This window comes from Flavobacterium sp. Leaf82 (assembly GCF_001422725.1).
Lineage (GTDB): Bacteria > Bacteroidota > Bacteroidia > Flavobacteriales > Flavobacteriaceae > Flavobacterium.
In genome coordinates this window covers 413,008-431,129 of sequence record NZ_LMMA01000012.1, presented here as the reverse complement: position 1 = coordinate 431,129, position 18,122 = coordinate 413,008, and the positions used below count along the sequence as shown (strand labels likewise).

Below are 18,122 nucleotides of genomic sequence, written 5' to 3'. Positions count from 1 at the left end.
TCTGGTTTATTGATTAAGATATGTACTAAAGTAACCACACTCAGCAATCACGTCCTGATAATATTTAGTATCCGAATATTCCTTTTTTAAGGTTTTAAAACTATTCCAGGCAATAAAATTAATTTTATCGTCGTTTGCTTCCCACCAATTTTTCAGGTTATTATACTTATTATTATAATATTCGTTACGCTCACATTTTGCCAACATATAAATACATTTTGCTTTTTGCTCTTTTGTAGTCGCAGCTTCAAATGCTTTTTGATAATACATTTTAGGAACATCGCAATTGGTAATCATCTTTTTCATCGAATCCCTAAATGAATACGGGTTTGAACCGTAACCTACAATAGTGGTTTCATAGAAAGTTCTTCCGTTACCAAAATGAGTAATATTATAAAAAGCATTTCCTAACAATAAACTATTGGTATAAACATCTTCTTTCTGGGCGAGTTTATCCTGCATTGATTTTATCGTATTTAAGAAATCAATTTGCGTATATTTCTTTTTTTGATACGCTTCGTGATCGCAATCGTGACAATCTTTTATATTCCCGTTAAACGGATTTCCTAAAAAAGTATAGTATTGAACTGAGTCTGTTTGCTGAATAAAAGCAATTGCTTCGGGAATTTTATTTTTGAATGTTGCCTGAACCGCCTGGAAACTATTTATATCCTTTAATTTCAGGTAATAAATTCCAACTCCAATTTTCTCAATTTCGGTTTTATTTGGCTTAGCCAAAAATGATTTCATGTCTAACAAATTCTTTTCGTTATCATAAAAAGCATTTCCTCCACCCCAATAATACAAATTAGAATGAGAGTCTCCGCCAAATAATTCTACCATTACCGGATTTTGCTTTGCTCTATATAAGGTAGCCAAATAATTCTTGCTCCATTGCGCCGCATTTTGATAACGGAATTCCTCCCCTTTATATGTTTTGGGAAGTTCGTTATACAACCAATTCAAATCTGCCAGGATTGTTTTTTCGTTTTTATCTGTAAGCTTATCAATTTTACTCATATTATTTATAAAACGCAGCAATCGCAATTGGTAATTTGCCAATTCGGTTTTAGGCATTGTTTTTTCTGCTTTATTCAAATTAGTATCTGCAGCAGCATAATCTCCTTTTAGAGTTTGCAAATATCCCAATGAAATATCCCATAAATAAGGTTTCTCTGTGTTTCCTGAAGCAGCAATTTTAGCGACTAAATCAAATGCTTTCGCATTCATTTTGATCTTGTTTGCTTCTCTGTTTTCAACAATAGTCTGCTTAACAGACGGCGAACTATAATCATCTGTATTTGTTTTTACCTCAAATGAATTATTTATACTCTGCTCCTGATTATTCACCAATCTGGTCAATAAATAATTGAGGTGTTCGCTTTTAGGATCTAATTCATAAATTTTACCTATTGCCTGGGTTTCATCTTTATAATAACCGTGAACTGCCCAAAGTGCCGCTTTTTCTTTGTTGTTTTTGGCCATTGCCAAAGACTTATTCCAATCGGATTCATTTTGCGGATGAAAACTATAAGCCGTTACAATTCTTAGTTCAGGACATTTATCGAATACCTGAGCGTATAAATAATTTGAAGTCGAATATTTTTTCTGTTGGTAATTGATTCCCGCTACATAAGAAAGTGCGCGATAATACAAGGTATTTTTCGCCACAGAAGATTCTGTTTTATTAAAAAATTCAATTGTTTTTTTCTTGTTATTACTATAGAAATAAGCTTTTGCGGTAAGAAACCAATATCTGTTTTTCAGGAACGAATCTGAAGTTGTATTGTAGACATTCTCTATGGACTGAATCATTTTTAGATCATTAAAAGTTTTGGCCACAACAGGATCATAACTCCAATAATCAGTATTAGTAGATACCGTTTCTATTTTTTGTGCCAAATATAAAAACTCAATAAAGCTTTTTACTTTGGCATCTTTCAGATTAATCTTTTTACCCCATTTTAAAGAAGTCTGATTCTCTTTTTTATTTTTAAAGAATACATGAAGCTGAGTAATGTCGGTTTTGTTTTGAGCCGTTTTTTTCTCAGAAGAATACATTGGCGTTTCTTCCCCAATTAAAAAATAAGAAACTGTTGCAGCATCAACTTTCCCTTTTAGGTAATTTGCCCAATCTGATTTTATGTCATCATTAAATCTGGAATTGTGTTGGGTATCAAAACCAATTCCGTAAAAAATACCACCTGATAAAAAAAGCGGCGAATATGATTTATCCGTAAATGTTTCGGGTGTGAAATTAGAATTATAACCAAAAAAATCCCAGTCGTCTCCTCCTCCACAAGCGTAAATTACACCATAAGCAAAAAGTAAAACAGCACTAGAAACAAGAAATAACTTGTTTAAAAATATTCTTTTCATAGTTTTTAATATTGAATTCGTCTAAATCGTAAAATATAATTTCTTTTGGGTTATTGGCTAAATTATCCTGCAAATCATTTGCCATTTCTTTTAAATCAGCAGCAGAAATTGACTCTATTTTCAGCAAGTCATTTTCTTCATAAAAAACTCCGTTCTTGTAATTAGATTGTTTTACCTTAAAAAAAACAGTGCCAATTTTCTCAAAATTCGCATCTTTTTTTAATTCGCCCACATTTAGTTTTGAGCGCAAACCTATCACTTTTTGATCCCTGATATGAACCGCCCAGGAATATACTGGCAATGCAAAATCAAGATGCAGCGGGTATTTTTTTAAACCTTCCAGATATCTTTCAGCGATTTTTTTGCTGTAAATAGAATTAAGGGAATCCGGCGCAATTGTACCCATATTATAATACATCAAAACTCCGGAATCTACATTTGGTATTTTCGTCTTCTTAAAATATTTTACCTGATGCAATCGAATTGTAGCCGACAGTTTTTTATGAGAAAGCTTTTTAAACCGTTCTATAAATTTAAGGTAATTGTCTTTGCTTTTTAAGGACCAGTCACAATCGATTTGAATTTTCTGACAATTGATTTTATTAGCAGCATTGATTTCCTGAACTAAACGAACTGTTTTTTGAGCCAGATCATCAATATCAAGATTGGGCTGTAACATGACTTTGTTTTGAATAAAAACTACAGGAACAATGGTAAAAGCATTTACATTTTCCTGAAAACGAACAGGACTTATTGGGATTGGTTCTTTGGTTTGAGGCTGTAAACCTATATCAAAATATCTGATATAAAGTTTGCTGACTTCATTATCCAGCAATACTTCCTTTTCTGTTGGGGATAGTTTAAAGATGGTTTTCCAATAATAAAAAGCGACAATTGGCTTTTCGTTTTTACCACAGGAAATCAGTAAAAAAATCAGTAAACCAACTAAAAATCTTCTTATCAAAACGGGGAAAAATTATATTTGAAATCAAAAGTAAGAAATTATATCCTGCAGATGATTTCAAATTCAAAAAAATAGCGAGCAAACAAAAGCTATAAATCCTAATAAATGGATAAAAAATTTCAATTAAAGCAAATATAATCGTTATTTTGTGCAATCAAATTCAAAATTGTTATGTTGAAAAACAACTTCAGATATATTTCTTTTTTACTGGTATTTTTAATGTTAAGCTGTGCCAAACGAGGCAGTATTACCGGCGGATTAAAAGATACTCTTGCTCCGGTTTTAAAATATAGTTCACCTAAAAACTTCAGTACTAATTTTGAAGGAAACGAAATCATTCTGGGATTTGATGAATATGTTAAGCTTAAAAACTTAAACAAGCAGCTTATTATTTCGCCTCCTATGAAACATGAGCCGCTGATTCTGCCTACAAATGCAAGCAAAGTTATCACTATAAAAATAAAAGATACTTTGCAGCCTAATACAACTTACAGCTTTAACTTTGGGCAAAGCATCGCAGATAATAATGAAGGAAATGCGATCAATCAGTTCAAATATATTTTCTCGACAGGATCTTATATCGACTCGCTTTCTATTAGCGGGCAAATTAAAGATGCTTATGAAAAAAATGTTGACAATTTTGTATCTGTAATGCTTTATGAAGTAAATGATACTTTTAAGGATTCTGTAATTTACAAACAAAGCCCAAGATATATTACCAATACGCTGGACAGTTTGAGAACTTTTAAATTAGAAAATTTAAAAGCCGGAAAATATTTATTAGTGGCGCTAAAAGACAAAGGAAACAACAACAGATATAATCCAAAAGATGATAAAATTGGTTTTCTTAAACATTATATCACGGTACCAAATGATACTGTATTCGAATTAGAATTATTTAAAGAAACACTTCCGCTAAAAGCATTCAAACCAATTCAGGCATCCGGAAACAGACTATTTCTTCCTTATGAAGGGAAACAGAATTTTAAAACCTCGAAACCTAAAATTGTTCTTAAACACAACAATGAAGTTCTGGAAACGGTTGTAACTGCTTTTCCTAAAAAAGATTCGCTGCAAGTTTGGTACAAACCAATAAAAGCAGATTCCTTATCTATTGAAGTCAGCAGAGATAATTATGACAAAAAATTTACATTTAAAGTAAAAGATCAAAAGAAAGATACGCTGAATATAACGGCCGCTCAAAGCGGAGCTTTAAATTTCAGGGAAAGATTTACATTAGAATCTGCAACTCCGCTCGTTAAATTTGATAAAACAAAAATCAAGCTGGTTAATAAAGATTCTGTCGCTGTAGATTTTACTACAGAATACAATGAATTTGAACAAAAACTGTATGTAGATTTCAAAAAAGAACCGGAACAGAAGTACAACTTTACTTTTTTCCCGGGCGCTTTGACTGATTTCTTTGAAAAAGCAAACGATACACTTGTTTATAAGTTAACCACAAAAGAATATTCTGATTACGGAAATCTGATATTGAATTTACAAAATGTAAAACGTTTTCCTATAATAGTCGAAATCACCAATAAAAAAGGAGACATTGTATATGCTACAGACTATTCTGAAGGCAAGACAAAACTTGAATTCAATTTACTTGTGCCTGAAATTTTTACAGTTCGGGTTATTTATGATGATAATAAAAACAAGATATATGATTCCGGAAATTTCTTAAATAAAACATATTCTGAAGAAGTTTTTTACTTTCAGGGAGACGTAGATGTGCGAACGAATTGGGATGTAGAGCAGTCCATAGATTTAAGTGTACCTTTTAATCCTGAAGTCGAGAAAAAACTATTGGATAAAAAGCAAAAAGAAGATACAAAGAAGAGAAAAGCGTTTTAGATTTTAATTTCGAAAACATCTTTATCACTTAGGAAATCGAGTTTTTTTCGGGTTTCGAGCATCGTATTTTTATCTAGTTCGACTACAAAAACAGCTTCGGTTTCCTGAGGTTCCAAAATAAAATTCCCAAGAAAATCAATTACTTGCGAATGTCCAATGTGTTCGTAATTGTTTGCATCGAGTCCTACCCGATTTACACCAACAACATAACTTAAATTCTCGATTGCTCTTGCTTTTAGCAGAGCATCCCAGGCATTGGTGCGTACTTTTGGCCAATTGGCAACATATAAAAGCAAGTCATAATTTTCGACATTTCTGGCAAAAACCGGAAATCTTAAGTCATAGCAAACTTGCAAACAAATCTTCCAGTCCAGATATTCTACAATTACTTTTTCATTTCCGTTTGTATAGAACTTATCTTCTCCGGCAAGCGTAAATAAGTGACGCTTGTTATAATACTGAATTTCTCCTGACGGAAAAACAAACAACATTCTGTTATAATACTTATTATTCTCGACAATAATCAAACTTCCCGTAATGGCGAAGTTTTTTTGTTTTGCCAAAGTTTGTAACCACAGCACGGTTTCACCCTGCATAGTTTCAGCAACTTGCTCAGCATTCATGGTAAATCCTGTCGAAAACATTTCAGGAAGAACCACTAAATCAACCTCAGAATCGATGTGATTTATTTTCGATTCAAAGCTTTTTCTGTTTTTGGAAGCATTCTCCCAATAAAGATCTGATTGTATAAGTGCAATTTTCATAGCTCAAAAATACGAATTTTAAGATTAAAATTAATTGCTGCAGAAAAAACAGTATTTGCAAAATTTTCTCAAGACACCTCACAAAACCTTAGATCTTTTGGAAATTAAAAATGCTTCAATAAAAAATATTGCAAAAAATATGCATTTTATGCAAAAAATATGCAAACGTGAAAAATATTTATATATATTTGATCGCCAACAAAAACCAAAAAAACATGAAAACCACAGAATTATGAAAAGAAAACTAATTTCATTAGTATTTATTGGGGGAATGATTTTCTCAGCAAATGCAAAAGAGGCTGCAATAAAAAAGCATCTTTTTGAACAAAAAAGCAGTCAGACAGAAATTTCAGGCCAGGTAATTGGTCAGGATGACGGAATGCCAATTGCAGGAGCAACTGTTTATGCAAAAGGCAATAACAAAATAGCTACCATAACTGATGAGACCGGAAAATTCAAACTAAATGTTCCGGAGAATGAAACTCACATCATCATAAGTTACATGGGTTATGGAACTTTAGAATTTAAATTAGACAATACGCAAGACTTAACAATAAGCTTAAAACCAGCAGAAAATGTTTTAGATCAGGTTTTAGTAACCGCATTAGGAGTTAAAAAAAGCAGCAAATCTGTTGCTTATGCCGTTACGGAACTAAAAGGAACTGAATTTACAAAAGCGAAAGAAACCAATATCGCTAATGCATTAGTAGGTAAAATTGCCGGTGTAAATGTAAGCAGCACTGCAACCGGACCAAACGGGTCGAGCAGAGTTGTTATAAGAGGTAACGGATCGCTAAACGGAAATAACCAACCGATGTATGTGGTCAACGATTTGCCAATTGATAATACGCAACTTAATTTACCGGGAATTGGCAACGGTCCGGGATCTACCAGAATAAATGTCGATCGAGGTGACGGAACATCTGTTATCAATGCTGATGATATTAAGACAATAACGGTTTTAAAAGGCGGAACGGCAGCTGCATTATACGGTGCAAATGCTGCAAACGGTGTTATTTTGATTCAGACCAAAAGAGGTGCGGTACAAAAAGGGATTGGAGTTGATTATAATACTTCGTTTACATTTGAAACACCGTCAATCACACCAGACTGGCAGTATGAATACGGTTCAGGAGCAAACGGAAAAAAACCAACAAACCAGGCTGAAGCAATTGCTGACGGACGCTGGTCTTGGGGAGCAAAAATTGACGGGACCGATGTTGTACAGTTTGATGGAGTTGCGAGACCTTATGTTGCGCAAAAAAATAACATCAAAAACTTTTATAATACGGGAACAACTTTCATCAACTCATTGGCCTTATCAGGAGGAAGTGAAAAAGCTACGGGACGTCTTTCGTTTTCGAACATGGAAAATAAAGGTGTTGTACCCAATTCTGATTTTAATCGAAAGAGCATTAACATTGCGAGTAATGTGAACGTAACAAACTGGTTAAAATTTGATGTTGTAGCACAATACAATTTAGAAAAATCAAATAACAGAGTTACGGTTTCAGATGCTGAAGCAAACCCTAACTGGGGAACGTATATGATTGCCAATACCGTTGACATTAGAAATCTTGCTCCGGGATATGATGAAAATGGCGTAGAAGAAGCATGGAATCCTGTTGCGGTGGCTACAAACCCGTATTTTGTTGTGAACAAAATTAAAAACAACGATACTAAAAATCGTTTTATCGGAATGTTGAATGTGAAGTTAAACTTTACTCCGGAATTATTCCTTCAGGGTCGAATTGGTCAGGATTTTACTGATTATGAATTCTTTGGATACATCCCAAAAACAACTTTAAACAATCCTGTAGGTTATGCACAAGGTTCAAGAGTTAAAATATCGAACCTGAATTCTGAAGCAATTCTTAATTACAACAAGAAAAACATCATTGATAATTTCTCTCTAAATGCTTTAATTGGAGTGAACTCCAGAACTAATTTAAGAGACGAAACCAGAGTTGAAGGTTCGAACTTTGTTTTGGACAATTTTTATGCTTTAAGCAATTTATCAACTCTTGCTTACAGTTATCCTTACGGAAAAACAAAAACAAATTCGGTTTACGGAGCTGCAGATTTCGACTATAAAAACATCGTGTTCCTGAACGTAACAGGTCGTCAGGATTGGTTTTCTACACTATCAAAAGAAAACAATACCATCTTTTATCCTTCGGTAGGAACAAGTATTATCGTTTCTGATATTATTACAATGCCAGAATTTATTTCGTTTGCAAAACTAAGAAGTTCATGGGCACAAGTTGGTGGCGCAACGCCAGATCCTTATGCATTGAACCAATCGTATTCTATGATTCAGGGCGGACACAATGGTCAGCAATTACAAGGACCAACAAGTACAAGAGTTCCAAACCCAAATTTAAGTCCGTTGACTTCGACAACATTTGAAATTGGAACTGATTTAGGATTTTTCCGCAATCGCCTTAATCTTGATTTAGCATTTTATAACCGTGCGACAACAAATGATATTGTCGAAACTACAATTTCTAACGCTTCCGGATCTAGCACGGCTTTATTAAATCTTGGAAAAATGAGAAACAAAGGAGTTGAAGTTTTATTGAGTGGAAAAATCATTAATTCAGAAAATTTCTCCTGGGATGCAAGTTTCAACGGATCGTATAACCAAAACACAGTTGAAGCTCTTACAGATCAGTTAAACTCCATCACAATGGCAACTTCTGTAAACGGATATGTAACGATAACAAGTGATGTTGGTCGCCCGTACAGTATTATAAAAGGATACAAACCTCGCGTAGATGCAAACGGAAATACGGTGTATAATGTAAGCGGCGGATCTGCTACTATCGCACAAGGTCCTCTTGAAGAATTAGGTCAGGGAGTTCACCCTTGGGCAGCCGGAATTAGCAACGAATTCAAATACAAAAACATCTCTTTCAGCTTTTTGATCGATGGTAAATTTGGCGGAAGTTTATATTCCGGAACTGATTTATACGGAACTCGTATGGGATTAACAAAATTAACGCTTGAAGGTCGTGAAAACGGTTTGCCAATAAAGGGTGTTGATACAAACGGAAATCCTGTTGACATGGTTATTGCTCCTGAAAACCTAAGAACTTATTATGATGGTTTAAGAAACATTTCATCAACATTTGTTTACGATGCAAGTTTTATAAAACTAAGACAAGTAATTCTGGGTTATGATTTACCAATTCAAAAAATAAAAGGATTATCAAAACTTCAGGGAGCTTCGGTTTCATTTGTAGCAAGAAACTTATTCATTCTTTACAAGAAAACACCAAACGTAGATCCGGAATCTGTATTTAGTGCAGGAAATGCTCAGGGTGTAGAACAATTTGGAGTGCCAAAAACCAGAAGTTTCGGTTTAAGTTTAAATGTCAAATTTTAAACTCACTTAATTGCTAATTTTTAAATTAAAAGACATGAAAAAGAGAACCATATTATATATCGCAGGTATACTTTTAGGAAGTATGACAGCCTGTACAAAGGATTTTGAAGAAATCAATACCAACCCAAATGTAGTTGATACACCAAATCCGAATTTTATTTTTAGTAAAGCGCAACTTGATGGTTTAAATAATAATTACTTTTTTACGAACATTCTTGAATGTGGCGGAATGATTCAGCATTATGCGACATATAAAGAAGCTTCTGGTGTGGGAGATAAATATTTAAGCAACGAAGTTTACTTTTCGGCGTACTTTAATCAGCTATATCCAACCGCTGTAAACGAAACTGAAATTGTAATTAATGCCTTGAAAGCAAACCCTAATGACAGCAACAAACTGAGTATTGCCAGAATCTGGAAAGCTTATTTGTATCACAGAGCTACAGATTTATACGGAGACATTCCATATTCTGATGCCGCAAAAGCAATTACGACACAAGTTTTTCTTCCAAAATATGATACTCAGGAATTCATCTATAAAGATTTATTAAAAGAATTAGATGAAGCTGCAACAGCATTAGATCCTGCGAAACCAAGTTTTGGCAAAGCCGATTTTATTTATGATGGAGATGTTGCCAAATGGAAAAAATTCTCTTACTCTTTAATGCTTCGTTTAGGATTAAGATTAAGCAAAGTTGATCCTGCTTTATCAAAAACATGGGTAACCAAAGCAATTGCAGGCGGAGTAATCCTTAACGGAACAGATAACGCGATCATGAAATATACAGACGGGCCAAATGATTTCAACAAAAACCCAGTTGGTTTTGATGCCAGAAGACAAGATTTTACAGCGGGATCAAATGGTCAGAAAAATGTAGAAGGCGGAAAATTAGCCAAAACATTTATTGATTTATTAAAATCTACTGCCGATCCAAGAATTAGTATTTACTCAGGTGTTTGGCAAGGATCATCCCAAAATACGACTCTTGCGATACAAAAAGGTTTTCCTAACGGAACAAAAATAGCCCCAACAGCAGTAGAACAAGGTACATATTCTGAGCCAAACCAAAGCACCGTTTTTAAATTTGATGCTCCACTTGTGCTTTTAAGCAATGCCGAAACGAATTTATATTTAGCCGAAGCCGCCGCAAGAGGTTGGTACACTAATGAAACCGATAAAGATTTATACGAAAAAGCCGTTAAAGCTTCTTTTTTAAATATGGGAATCTACGGAGCAGCGTATGCCATTACAGATGCAACTGCTTATTTAACACTTAATCCGTACAATGCAGCAGCATCATTTGATGCAAAAATGAACCAAATTCATACGCAGTTATATGTTGCCCTATTTGTAGACGAACAAGAAGTTTATGCCAACTGGAGAAGAACGGGTTATCCGGTTTTAGTTCCTGTAAATTTTCCAGGAAACGTTACAAACGGCACAATTCCAAGACGTTTGAAATACTCAACCAGCGAATATTCAGTGAATTCAGCTAACTTAGCAGAAGCGGTTAAACGTCAGGGAGAAGATGGTTTTACAACCAGAATGTGGTGGGATAAATAATACGAATCAAGAGTTAAAAATGTGCCTCTAGGCACTTAATATTGGTAGTTATAAAGTTTCAAATTCGTTTGCGTACCGTAGGCACGCAACAAAAACGATAACTATTGCGTACCTACGGCACGCCAGAATTGTGACTTATGTTTTTACAAATATTAAGTGTCTACCGACACAAATTGAAACTCTTAATACAAAAGATAAATGAGCATTTTAATTCTTACGGCATGCATTGCGTTTTTAATCATTCAGATAGCTTGGTTTAAAATCAATCCGTTTATTGCCTTTATCATAACAGCTCTATTAGCGGGTTTATTTTTAGGCTTGCCAATAGAAACTTTGTCTCAAACGGTTCAAAAAGGTTTGGGCGAAATGTTAGGATCTATCACTTTGATTATTGTTTTCGGAACCTGTATTGGTAAACTCACCGTTTCATCAGGCGCCGCCAATGTCATTGCCAAAACAGTTATGGGATGGACGGGCAAAAAATATGTTCGTCTTGGCTTAATGATGACCGGATTTATTGTTGGGATACCACTTTTTTATAGTGTTGGATTTGTTTTGTTAGTTCCATTAATCTTCTCAGTAGCCCATCAATTTAAACTTTCAAAAGTATATCTGGGAATCCCGATGCTGGCGTCGCTTTCAGTAGCACATGGTTTCTTGCCTCCACATCCGTCTCCTATGGCTTTAAGCAGTATTTTAAATGCTGATATCGGACTCGTTTTAGTCTACGGAATCATAATTGCGATTCCAACAATTTTTATTGCAGGTTTATTGTTTTCGAATTTATTAAAAAACATCAAAACCGAATCGGATCATGAAATTCTAAACGTCGAAGAAATAGTTAATGAAGGGAAACAACCTAGCTTTTCTCTTAGTTTATTCTCTGCCTTATTTCCAGTTTTCGGTTTAACAATTACTTCGATATTACCAATGATTTCAAAAAATGAAACTCTGGTTAATATCTGCAAAACGGTTGGGGAACCAAGTATGATTATGCTGATTTCTCTATTAATCTGTACGTATACTTTAGGAATCAGAATGAACAGAAGCATCACATCAGTAATGGATGATTATGCCGTTGCTATAAAAGATGTTGCTTTGATAGTCTTAATTGTTGGTGGAGCCGGAGGTTTAAAAGAAGTAATGATCGTAAGCGGCGTAAACGAAACCATTGTCGCATCATTAACACAAACAAATATTCATCCATATTTATTGGCCTGGATGATGGCGGCAATCATACGCGTTTGTGTAGGTTCTGCTACAGCAGCCGGATTAATGACTGCCAGCGTTTTATTACCTTTATTACAAACCACCGGTCTAGATCCCAACTTGTTAGTTCTATCTGTTGGAGCCGGAAGCTTAATGTGCTCACACGTAAACGATCCAAGTTTTTGGATGTTCAAAGAATATTTTAATATCAGCCTGAAAGATACATTCAAATCATGGACCGTCATGGAATCTCTAGTATCTGTTTTAGGAATCATTTTCGTTTTTATTTTAAACTCTATAATACATTAATATCATGAATTTATTACCACAAGAAAAATTTGAAACTCTTGGTTTGTCACTTCCGCCGGCGCCTCAGCCATTAGGAATATATAAACCCTATTTAGTTGATGGTAAATATTTATACCTTTCAGGTCACGGGCCTGTTAACGACGACAAATCCTTAATCATTGGCCGAATTGGCGATGACATGGATATCGAAGAAGGAAAGTTAGCAGCAAGACAAGTCGGATTAACCATGCTATCTACAATTGTAACCAATTTTGGAAGCCTTAATAAAGTAAAACGTGTTATAAAAGTTTTAGGAATGGTCAATTGTAATGGCGAATTCTTGAGACATCCTTACGTAATAAACGGTTGTAGCGAACTATTTGCTGAAGTTTGGGGACAAGAAAACGGAATTGGAGTAAGAAGCGCCGTAGGAATGGGTTCTTTACCGGACAATATTCCTGTTGAAGTTGAAGCCGTTTTCGAATTATTTTAGATTAAAGAATTTAGCCCACGGATTTTACGGATTAAACAGATTCGCACAGATTTATTTTATTTTTTGCCACGAATTTCACGAATCAGCACGAATTATTTTTACGCAGCGAATTAGTGAAAATTCGTGAAATTCGTGGCGAGAAAAAATCTTTTTAATCATAATAATCCGTGGCAAAAAAACAAAAAATATGAATACAACACCACAAACTAGAATTGCAACTTTTGGAGAATTATTACTTCGAATGAGCGTTGCAGATGGAAACCGATTTACGCAAGCAAATGAAATAAAAATTCATATTGGCGGTGCCGAAGCAAATGTTTGTGTTTTACTTTCTCAACTCGGGATTCAAACCGATTATATTACCCGATTACCCGAAAATGATTTGGCACAACTCGCCTTAAATGAACTTCAGAAATACAAAGTAAATACTTCAAAATGTGTTTATGGCGGAGAACGTTTGGGATTGTATTTTGTTGAAGCCGGAAATCAAATCAGGCAATCACAAGTTATTTATGACCGAAGCAATTCGTCTTTTGCAACTATCGGAAAAGATCAGATCAATTGGGATTTGGCTTTCGCCGATGTTACGCACTTTCACTGGTCAGGAATAAGTCCGGGAGTTTCTCATGAAGCAGGTTTGGTTTGTAAAGAAGCGATTTTGACAGCACATAAAAAAGGTTTACCTATTTCGTCTGACTTTAATTATAGATCCAAATTATGGCAATACGGGAAACATCCGTCTGAAATTATGCCTGATTTGCTTCAATACAGCACAATTACTGTTGCAGATTTAGACGCAATTGAAATTTATTTCGGAATCAAAACCGATAAAAATGAATCGGATGAAAACCGCTTTCAGAAAACATTCGAATTATTAAAAGTAAAAATGCCTTTTCTAAAAACATTAGCGATGAGTTTTAGAAAATCTGATGGACCGGCACATTTATACAAAGGTTTACTGATTCACGAAGGTAATTTTTATCAAACCGAAGAACACAAAATACACGTTGTCACAGATCAAATTGGTTCCGGAGACGCTTTCAACGCTGGATTATTATACGGATTATCGAATAAATTTTCAGGACAAGAATCAATCGAATGGGCAACAGCTTGTGGCGTAATCAAACAAAGCATTCACGGAGATTTTGCCATCACAAATGAAAACGAAATAAGTCATTTCATTAAAAATGGCTCAAGTAATAGAATTAATAGATAAAATAAGAAAATGTACAGCATATTAAAAACGCAAGGTGTACTTCCGTTAGTAACCCAAATCAACATTGAAACAGCCCAAATAGTATTGCAATCAGCGGCTGATGCTGGCATTAAAATTATCGAGTTTGCTGCTCGTGCAGATGATGCTAAAGAAGTTTTTAGTCAAATGATAGCCTTTAAAAAAGCAAATAATTTAGATGTAAAAATCGCCGTTGGATCTATTTTAAGCGTAGATGATGCCGAAACTTTTCATCTTCTTGGAGCAGATTGCATTGTTTGCCCGCATACAGATCTGGAAATTGGAAATTATTGTTTCAAAAATAATATTTATTGGATTCCCGGAGCTGCGACATTAAACGAAATACTTCAGGCAAATAAATTAGGAGCCGAGATTGTAAAACTTTTTCCAGCCGATAAAATTGGAGGTCCGGGATATGTAAAAGCCATTAGAGCACCGTTCCCAAATTTAAAAATAATGCCAACCGGAGGCGTAACGCTCGAAGAAAGCAATTTAAAATCATGGTTCAAATCCGGAGTGGTTTGCGTAGGAATTGGTTCTAATTTATTTTCGAAAGAAATGCTTTTGAACTTAAATTATGAGCAATCTTTAAAGGCATTTCAAAATTTAATTGAAGTTGTAGAAAAAACCAGAAACTAAAGTTATGCAAAACAATTGGTGGAAAATTAATTCCGAACTCCGCATTGATACGCCATTTTTGGCTGTTTACGAAGATCGTATTCAGGCAAATATTGAGCGCTTGATTGAAGCAGTAAATGGCGAAACTCAAAAATTAAGACCACACATCAAGACGCATAAAATAGGTGAAATCCTGGATTTGTTTAAAACCTACAATATCAATAAAATAAAATGCGCCACAATTGCCGAAGCTGAATTAGCCGCGATACATGAAATTCAAGATGTACTTCTCGCCTACCAACCTGTTGGCGCTAAAAAAGACAGATGGATTTCATTGATTCAAAAATATCCAAATGCTACTTTTTCGACTATTGTTGACAATTTAGATTCGGCGAAAGCCTTAAATGCAAGCGCAGAAAAAAACAATCTAAAACTTACCGTCTATCTGGATTTAAATACCGGAATGAACAGAACAGGAATTTCGGTTTCTAAAAACTGGAAAGCTTTAATTGATGAAATTGTTCTATTGAAAAACATTCATTTTGCAGGAATTCACATTTACGACGGTCATTTAAAAGGAGATTTAGAACATCGATTTGATACCGCTTCCAATTTATTTTTTAGTATAAACGAAGAAATTCAGGCGATTAATAAAAAACTGGGTTACGAATTAAAAATTGTCGCGGGCGGATCGAATACATTTCCATTTTATGCCACTCAAAAAAACGTAGAATGCAGTCCCGGAACTTTTGTTTTTTGGGATTCTAATTACCAGATTCATTTACCGGAACAACATTTTGAACCGGCTTTGGTAATCGTTGGAACCATTATTTCAAAACCAACAAGTTCTACTTTTTGTATTGACATAGGATACAAAGCCGTAGCTTCTGAAAACCCAATTGATAAAAGATTAGTGATTTTAAATGATGAAAACCTAATCCCAACGGCACATTCAGAAGAACATTTAATTATAGAAAACAGAGGAAAAAACGAATATGCAATTGGCGATACCATTTATGCCCAGCCGTATCATGTTTGCCCAACTTGCGCACTTTACGATTCGGTTCAGGTTGTGAATTCAGAACATGAAATTTGTGATCAATGGCAAGTGGTTGCCCGCAGCAGAAAAATTAATATCTAGCAGCAGAAAAAGTAGAATAAAGAAAAAAGAATAGAAAATAGAGCGAAGAAGAAAGAGAATAGACCTCATAATAACACTTGTCTAGAGAACCTCTAAACCTTTGAACCTTTGTGCCTTAAAAAAAATAATATGTTTATAATAGACGCCCATTTAGACCTGAGCATGAATGCGATGGAGTGGAATCGAGATTTAAGAAATGACGTACCAACTTTGCGCCATCTCGAAAAAGGAATGACGGACAAACCAGATCGCGAACGCGCAACGGTTTCGTTCCCTGATTTACGACGCGGCAATATTGGTATTGTTGTCGCCACTCAAATTGCACGATTTGTAAAACCCGACAGTATTATTCCGGGTTGGAATTCTCCTGAACAAGCCTGGGCACAAACTCAGGGACAGCTTGCGTGGTACAAAGCCATGGAAGAAGCCGGAGAAATCACAGCAATTACGGATAAAAAATCATTACTAAAACAAATTGATTTATGGAATGACGGAACGCCAAACGATAAAAAACCTATTGGTTATATTTTGAGTTTAGAAGGCGCTGATTCTATTATTGATATTTCGTATTTAGAAAAAGCATACAATTATGGATTGCGCGCTATTGGTCCTGCACATTATGGACCCGGACGTTACGCAAACGGAACGGACGCAACCGGAAAAATGAACCAAAATGGTCTTGATTTATTGAAAGAAATGGAGCGTTTGAATATCATTCTCGATGCAACACATTTATGCGATGATGCTTTTTGGCAAGCTTTAGATCATTATCACGGACCAGTTTGGGCAAGTCATAACAATTGCAGAAGTCTGGTTGATCACAATCGTCAATATAGCGATGAAATGATTCAAGCTTTAATTTCTCGTGGAGCCGTAATTGGCGGCGCTTTAGATGCCTGGATGTTGGTTCCGGATTGGGAAAGAGGCGTTTCAACACCAAAAGGTACCAATTGCAATCTCGAAACGGTTTTCAAACACATGGATCACATTTGTCAATTGGTCGGAAATGCCAATCATATTGGTATAGGTTCAGATTTGGATGGCGCTTTTGGTACAGAACAAGGTCCGTATGATTTAGATACGATTGCCGATTTACAAAAATTGGTTCTGATTTTTAAAAATAACGGTTATTCTGATGAAGATTTAAATAAAATCTTTCACCAAAACTGGATCAATTTCTTAATGAAAAATTGGGATTAAATAATATGAAAGTCGGCACAGAATACAAACTTGCTTTTTGCCACGAATTTCTCGAATTTACTCGAATTTTTATTTTGAAACTGTTTAAAAACTAGCCACAAATTGACTTATACAGTTTTTTTTTGATCCGTACAATCAAAACAATTCGGGATAATTCGAGAAATTCGCGGCAAACTTTTCAAAGAAAAACTAAACTTGGAACTGCCTTCTTATACGACTGTAATTTTTCGTCGGTTGGATCAACTTCTGTAACCACATAATCAACCTCGGATAAGTTGGCAATTTTCATTTTTAGAACCGTGTCGAGTTTTTCAGAAATAGTCAGAATCGCTGTTTTTTCAGAAGCCTGAATCATAGCTTTTTTTACCTGAACAGTTTCCCAATCAGAATCTGAGAAACCACCTTCGATATCTAAGGCATTGGTTCCTAATATTAACAAATCGACTTTAATATTCGCCAATTGATTGTAGACATCGCCGCTCACACACATTTGGCTGTACGAAGAAATGCTTCCGCCAATCATGATAATTTTAACATTGGGTTTATCCAGAAGTTCAACCGCAGATAAAACAGTAACGGTAAAAATAGTCAGATTTAGATCATCAGGAATTAAACGGATGAATTCACGAATTGTAGTTCCTCCGCCAATTAACAAAACCATTCCATCATGAAGTAAACCTAAAGTTTTTTGCGCAATGATTTGTTTTGACTCGCCTGCATAAGTTTGATTATTGGTTGAAGAATGGTGATAGGCTTTTGTCATCGCACCACCTTTTACCTTAATCAATAAAGATTCTGATTCAAGTTCGTTAATATCACGTCTCACCGTATCTTCTGAAACAAATAATTTGGCAGAAAGTGTTTCAAAACTTACACGAGTATGCAAATTAATCTCTTTTAAGATAAGATTTTTACGTTCTTCCTTAGTGTAATTAACCACTTCATTATCATTACTCATGCAAATTTGTTTTTGTTATGGCAAATGTAATCAATAAATGCAATAATATTGCGAAACAAATT

13 protein-coding genes are annotated in these 18,122 nt (G+C 34.8%); 9 read left to right on the top strand and 4 right to left on the bottom strand.

What is annotated here, in order from left to right; all coding sequences use genetic code 11:
* Positions 1 to 6: 6 nt before the first annotated feature.
* On the bottom strand, positions 7 to 2,379 hold the full coding sequence (locus tag ASF10_RS10410) for a hypothetical protein (RefSeq protein ID WP_056248590.1): 2,373 nt from the start codon (positions 2,377 to 2,379) through the stop codon (positions 7 to 9).
* Positions 2,339 to 3,343, bottom strand: a complete 1,005-nt coding sequence (locus tag ASF10_RS10405) for a hypothetical protein (protein ID WP_056248587.1) — start codon at positions 3,341 to 3,343, stop codon at positions 2,339 to 2,341. The genes ASF10_RS10410 and ASF10_RS10405 overlap by 41 nt, the downstream gene beginning before the upstream one ends.
* Before the next feature lie 171 nt (positions 3,344 to 3,514).
* On the opposite strand from ASF10_RS10405, the gene ASF10_RS10400 reads away from it, so the two are divergent.
* Positions 3,515 to 5,203, top strand: a complete 1,689-nt coding sequence (locus tag ASF10_RS10400) for an Ig-like domain-containing protein (RefSeq protein WP_056248582.1) — start codon at positions 3,515 to 3,517, stop codon at positions 5,201 to 5,203.
* Here the strand turns inward: ASF10_RS10400 and ASF10_RS10395 are convergent.
* The gene (locus ASF10_RS10395) at positions 5,200 to 5,967 is read right to left on the bottom strand and encodes a nitrilase family protein (protein WP_056248577.1); all 768 of its coding nucleotides are present in this window, start codon (positions 5,965 to 5,967) and stop codon (positions 5,200 to 5,202) included. The two genes, ASF10_RS10400 and ASF10_RS10395, sit on opposite strands and share 4 nt — an antisense overlap.
* A 232-nt stretch (positions 5,968 to 6,199) precedes the next feature.
* Between ASF10_RS10395 and ASF10_RS10390 the strand changes: the two genes are divergently transcribed.
* From ASF10_RS10390 to ASF10_RS10355, 8 genes are all read left to right on the top strand, one after another.
* Positions 6,200 to 9,355 (top strand): SusC/RagA family TonB-linked outer membrane protein, encoded by a 3,156-nt coding sequence (locus tag ASF10_RS10390; protein ID WP_056248993.1) that lies wholly within the window; start codon positions 6,200 to 6,202, stop codon positions 9,353 to 9,355.
* A 34-nt stretch (positions 9,356 to 9,389) separates the two neighbouring features.
* Positions 9,390 to 10,919, top strand: a complete 1,530-nt coding sequence (locus ASF10_RS10385; protein ID WP_056248571.1) for a SusD/RagB family nutrient-binding outer membrane lipoprotein — start codon at positions 9,390 to 9,392, stop codon at positions 10,917 to 10,919.
* 198 nt (positions 10,920 to 11,117) lie between these two features.
* The gene (locus ASF10_RS10380) at positions 11,118 to 12,437 is read left to right on the top strand and encodes a GntP family permease (protein ID WP_056248565.1); all 1,320 of its coding nucleotides are present in this window, start codon (positions 11,118 to 11,120) and stop codon (positions 12,435 to 12,437) included.
* Between the two features lie 4 nt (positions 12,438 to 12,441).
* Complete coding sequence (locus tag ASF10_RS10375) at positions 12,442 to 12,909, top strand: RidA family protein (RefSeq protein WP_055093883.1); 468 nt, start codon at positions 12,442 to 12,444, stop codon at positions 12,907 to 12,909.
* A 187-nt stretch (positions 12,910 to 13,096) separates the two neighbouring features.
* A complete protein-coding gene (locus tag ASF10_RS10370) occupies positions 13,097 to 14,125 on the top strand; it encodes a sugar kinase (protein WP_056248563.1) in 1,029 nt (342 codons plus the stop codon).
* Positions 14,126 to 14,134: 9 nt separating this feature from the next.
* On the top strand, positions 14,135 to 14,782 hold the full coding sequence (locus tag ASF10_RS10365; RefSeq protein WP_056248560.1) for a bifunctional 4-hydroxy-2-oxoglutarate aldolase/2-dehydro-3-deoxy-phosphogluconate aldolase: 648 nt from the start codon (positions 14,135 to 14,137) through the stop codon (positions 14,780 to 14,782).
* Between the two features lie 4 nt (positions 14,783 to 14,786).
* Positions 14,787 to 15,902 (top strand): D-TA family PLP-dependent enzyme, encoded by a 1,116-nt coding sequence (locus tag ASF10_RS10360; RefSeq protein ID WP_056248557.1) that lies wholly within the window; start codon positions 14,787 to 14,789, stop codon positions 15,900 to 15,902.
* A 129-nt stretch (positions 15,903 to 16,031) separates the two neighbouring features.
* Entirely contained in the window at positions 16,032 to 17,102 is a 1,071-nt protein-coding gene (locus tag ASF10_RS10355) for a dipeptidase (protein ID WP_056248554.1), read from the top strand.
* A gap of 178 nt (positions 17,103 to 17,280) precedes the next feature.
* On the opposite strand, the gene ASF10_RS10350 is transcribed toward ASF10_RS10355, so the two are convergent.
* Positions 17,281 to 18,060, bottom strand: coding sequence for a DeoR/GlpR family DNA-binding transcription regulator (locus tag ASF10_RS10350; RefSeq protein WP_056248551.1), 780 nt, complete (start codon positions 18,058 to 18,060; stop codon positions 17,281 to 17,283).
* Positions 18,061 to 18,122 lie beyond the last annotated feature (62 nt).

Excerpts from the sequence above, each read along its gene's own strand:
- ASF10_RS10410 (WP_056248590.1), bottom strand. The coding sequence starts at position 2,379 with ATGAAAAGAATATTTTTAAACAAGTTATTTCTTGTTTCTAGTGCTGTT.
- ASF10_RS10400 (WP_056248582.1), top strand. The coding sequence starts at position 3,515 with ATGTTGAAAAACAACTTCAGATATATTTCTTTTTTACTGGTATTTTTA.
- ASF10_RS10395 (WP_056248577.1), bottom strand. The coding sequence starts at position 5,967 with ATGAAAATTGCACTTATACAATCAGATCTTTATTGGGAGAATGCTTCC.
- ASF10_RS10390 (WP_056248993.1), top strand. The coding sequence starts at position 6,200 with ATGAAAAGAAAACTAATTTCATTAGTATTTATTGGGGGAATGATTTTC.
- ASF10_RS10385 (WP_056248571.1), top strand. The coding sequence starts at position 9,390 with ATGAAAAAGAGAACCATATTATATATCGCAGGTATACTTTTAGGAAGT.
- ASF10_RS10380 (WP_056248565.1), top strand. The coding sequence starts at position 11,118 with ATGAGCATTTTAATTCTTACGGCATGCATTGCGTTTTTAATCATTCAG.
- ASF10_RS10375 (WP_055093883.1), top strand. The coding sequence starts at position 12,442 with ATGAATTTATTACCACAAGAAAAATTTGAAACTCTTGGTTTGTCACTT.
- ASF10_RS10370 (WP_056248563.1), top strand. The coding sequence starts at position 13,097 with ATGAATACAACACCACAAACTAGAATTGCAACTTTTGGAGAATTATTA.
- ASF10_RS10365 (WP_056248560.1), top strand. The coding sequence starts at position 14,135 with ATGTACAGCATATTAAAAACGCAAGGTGTACTTCCGTTAGTAACCCAA.
- ASF10_RS10360 (WP_056248557.1), top strand. The coding sequence starts at position 14,787 with ATGCAAAACAATTGGTGGAAAATTAATTCCGAACTCCGCATTGATACG.
- ASF10_RS10355 (WP_056248554.1), top strand. The coding sequence starts at position 16,032 with ATGTTTATAATAGACGCCCATTTAGACCTGAGCATGAATGCGATGGAG.
- ASF10_RS10350 (WP_056248551.1), bottom strand. The coding sequence starts at position 18,060 with ATGAGTAATGATAATGAAGTGGTTAATTACACTAAGGAAGAACGTAAA.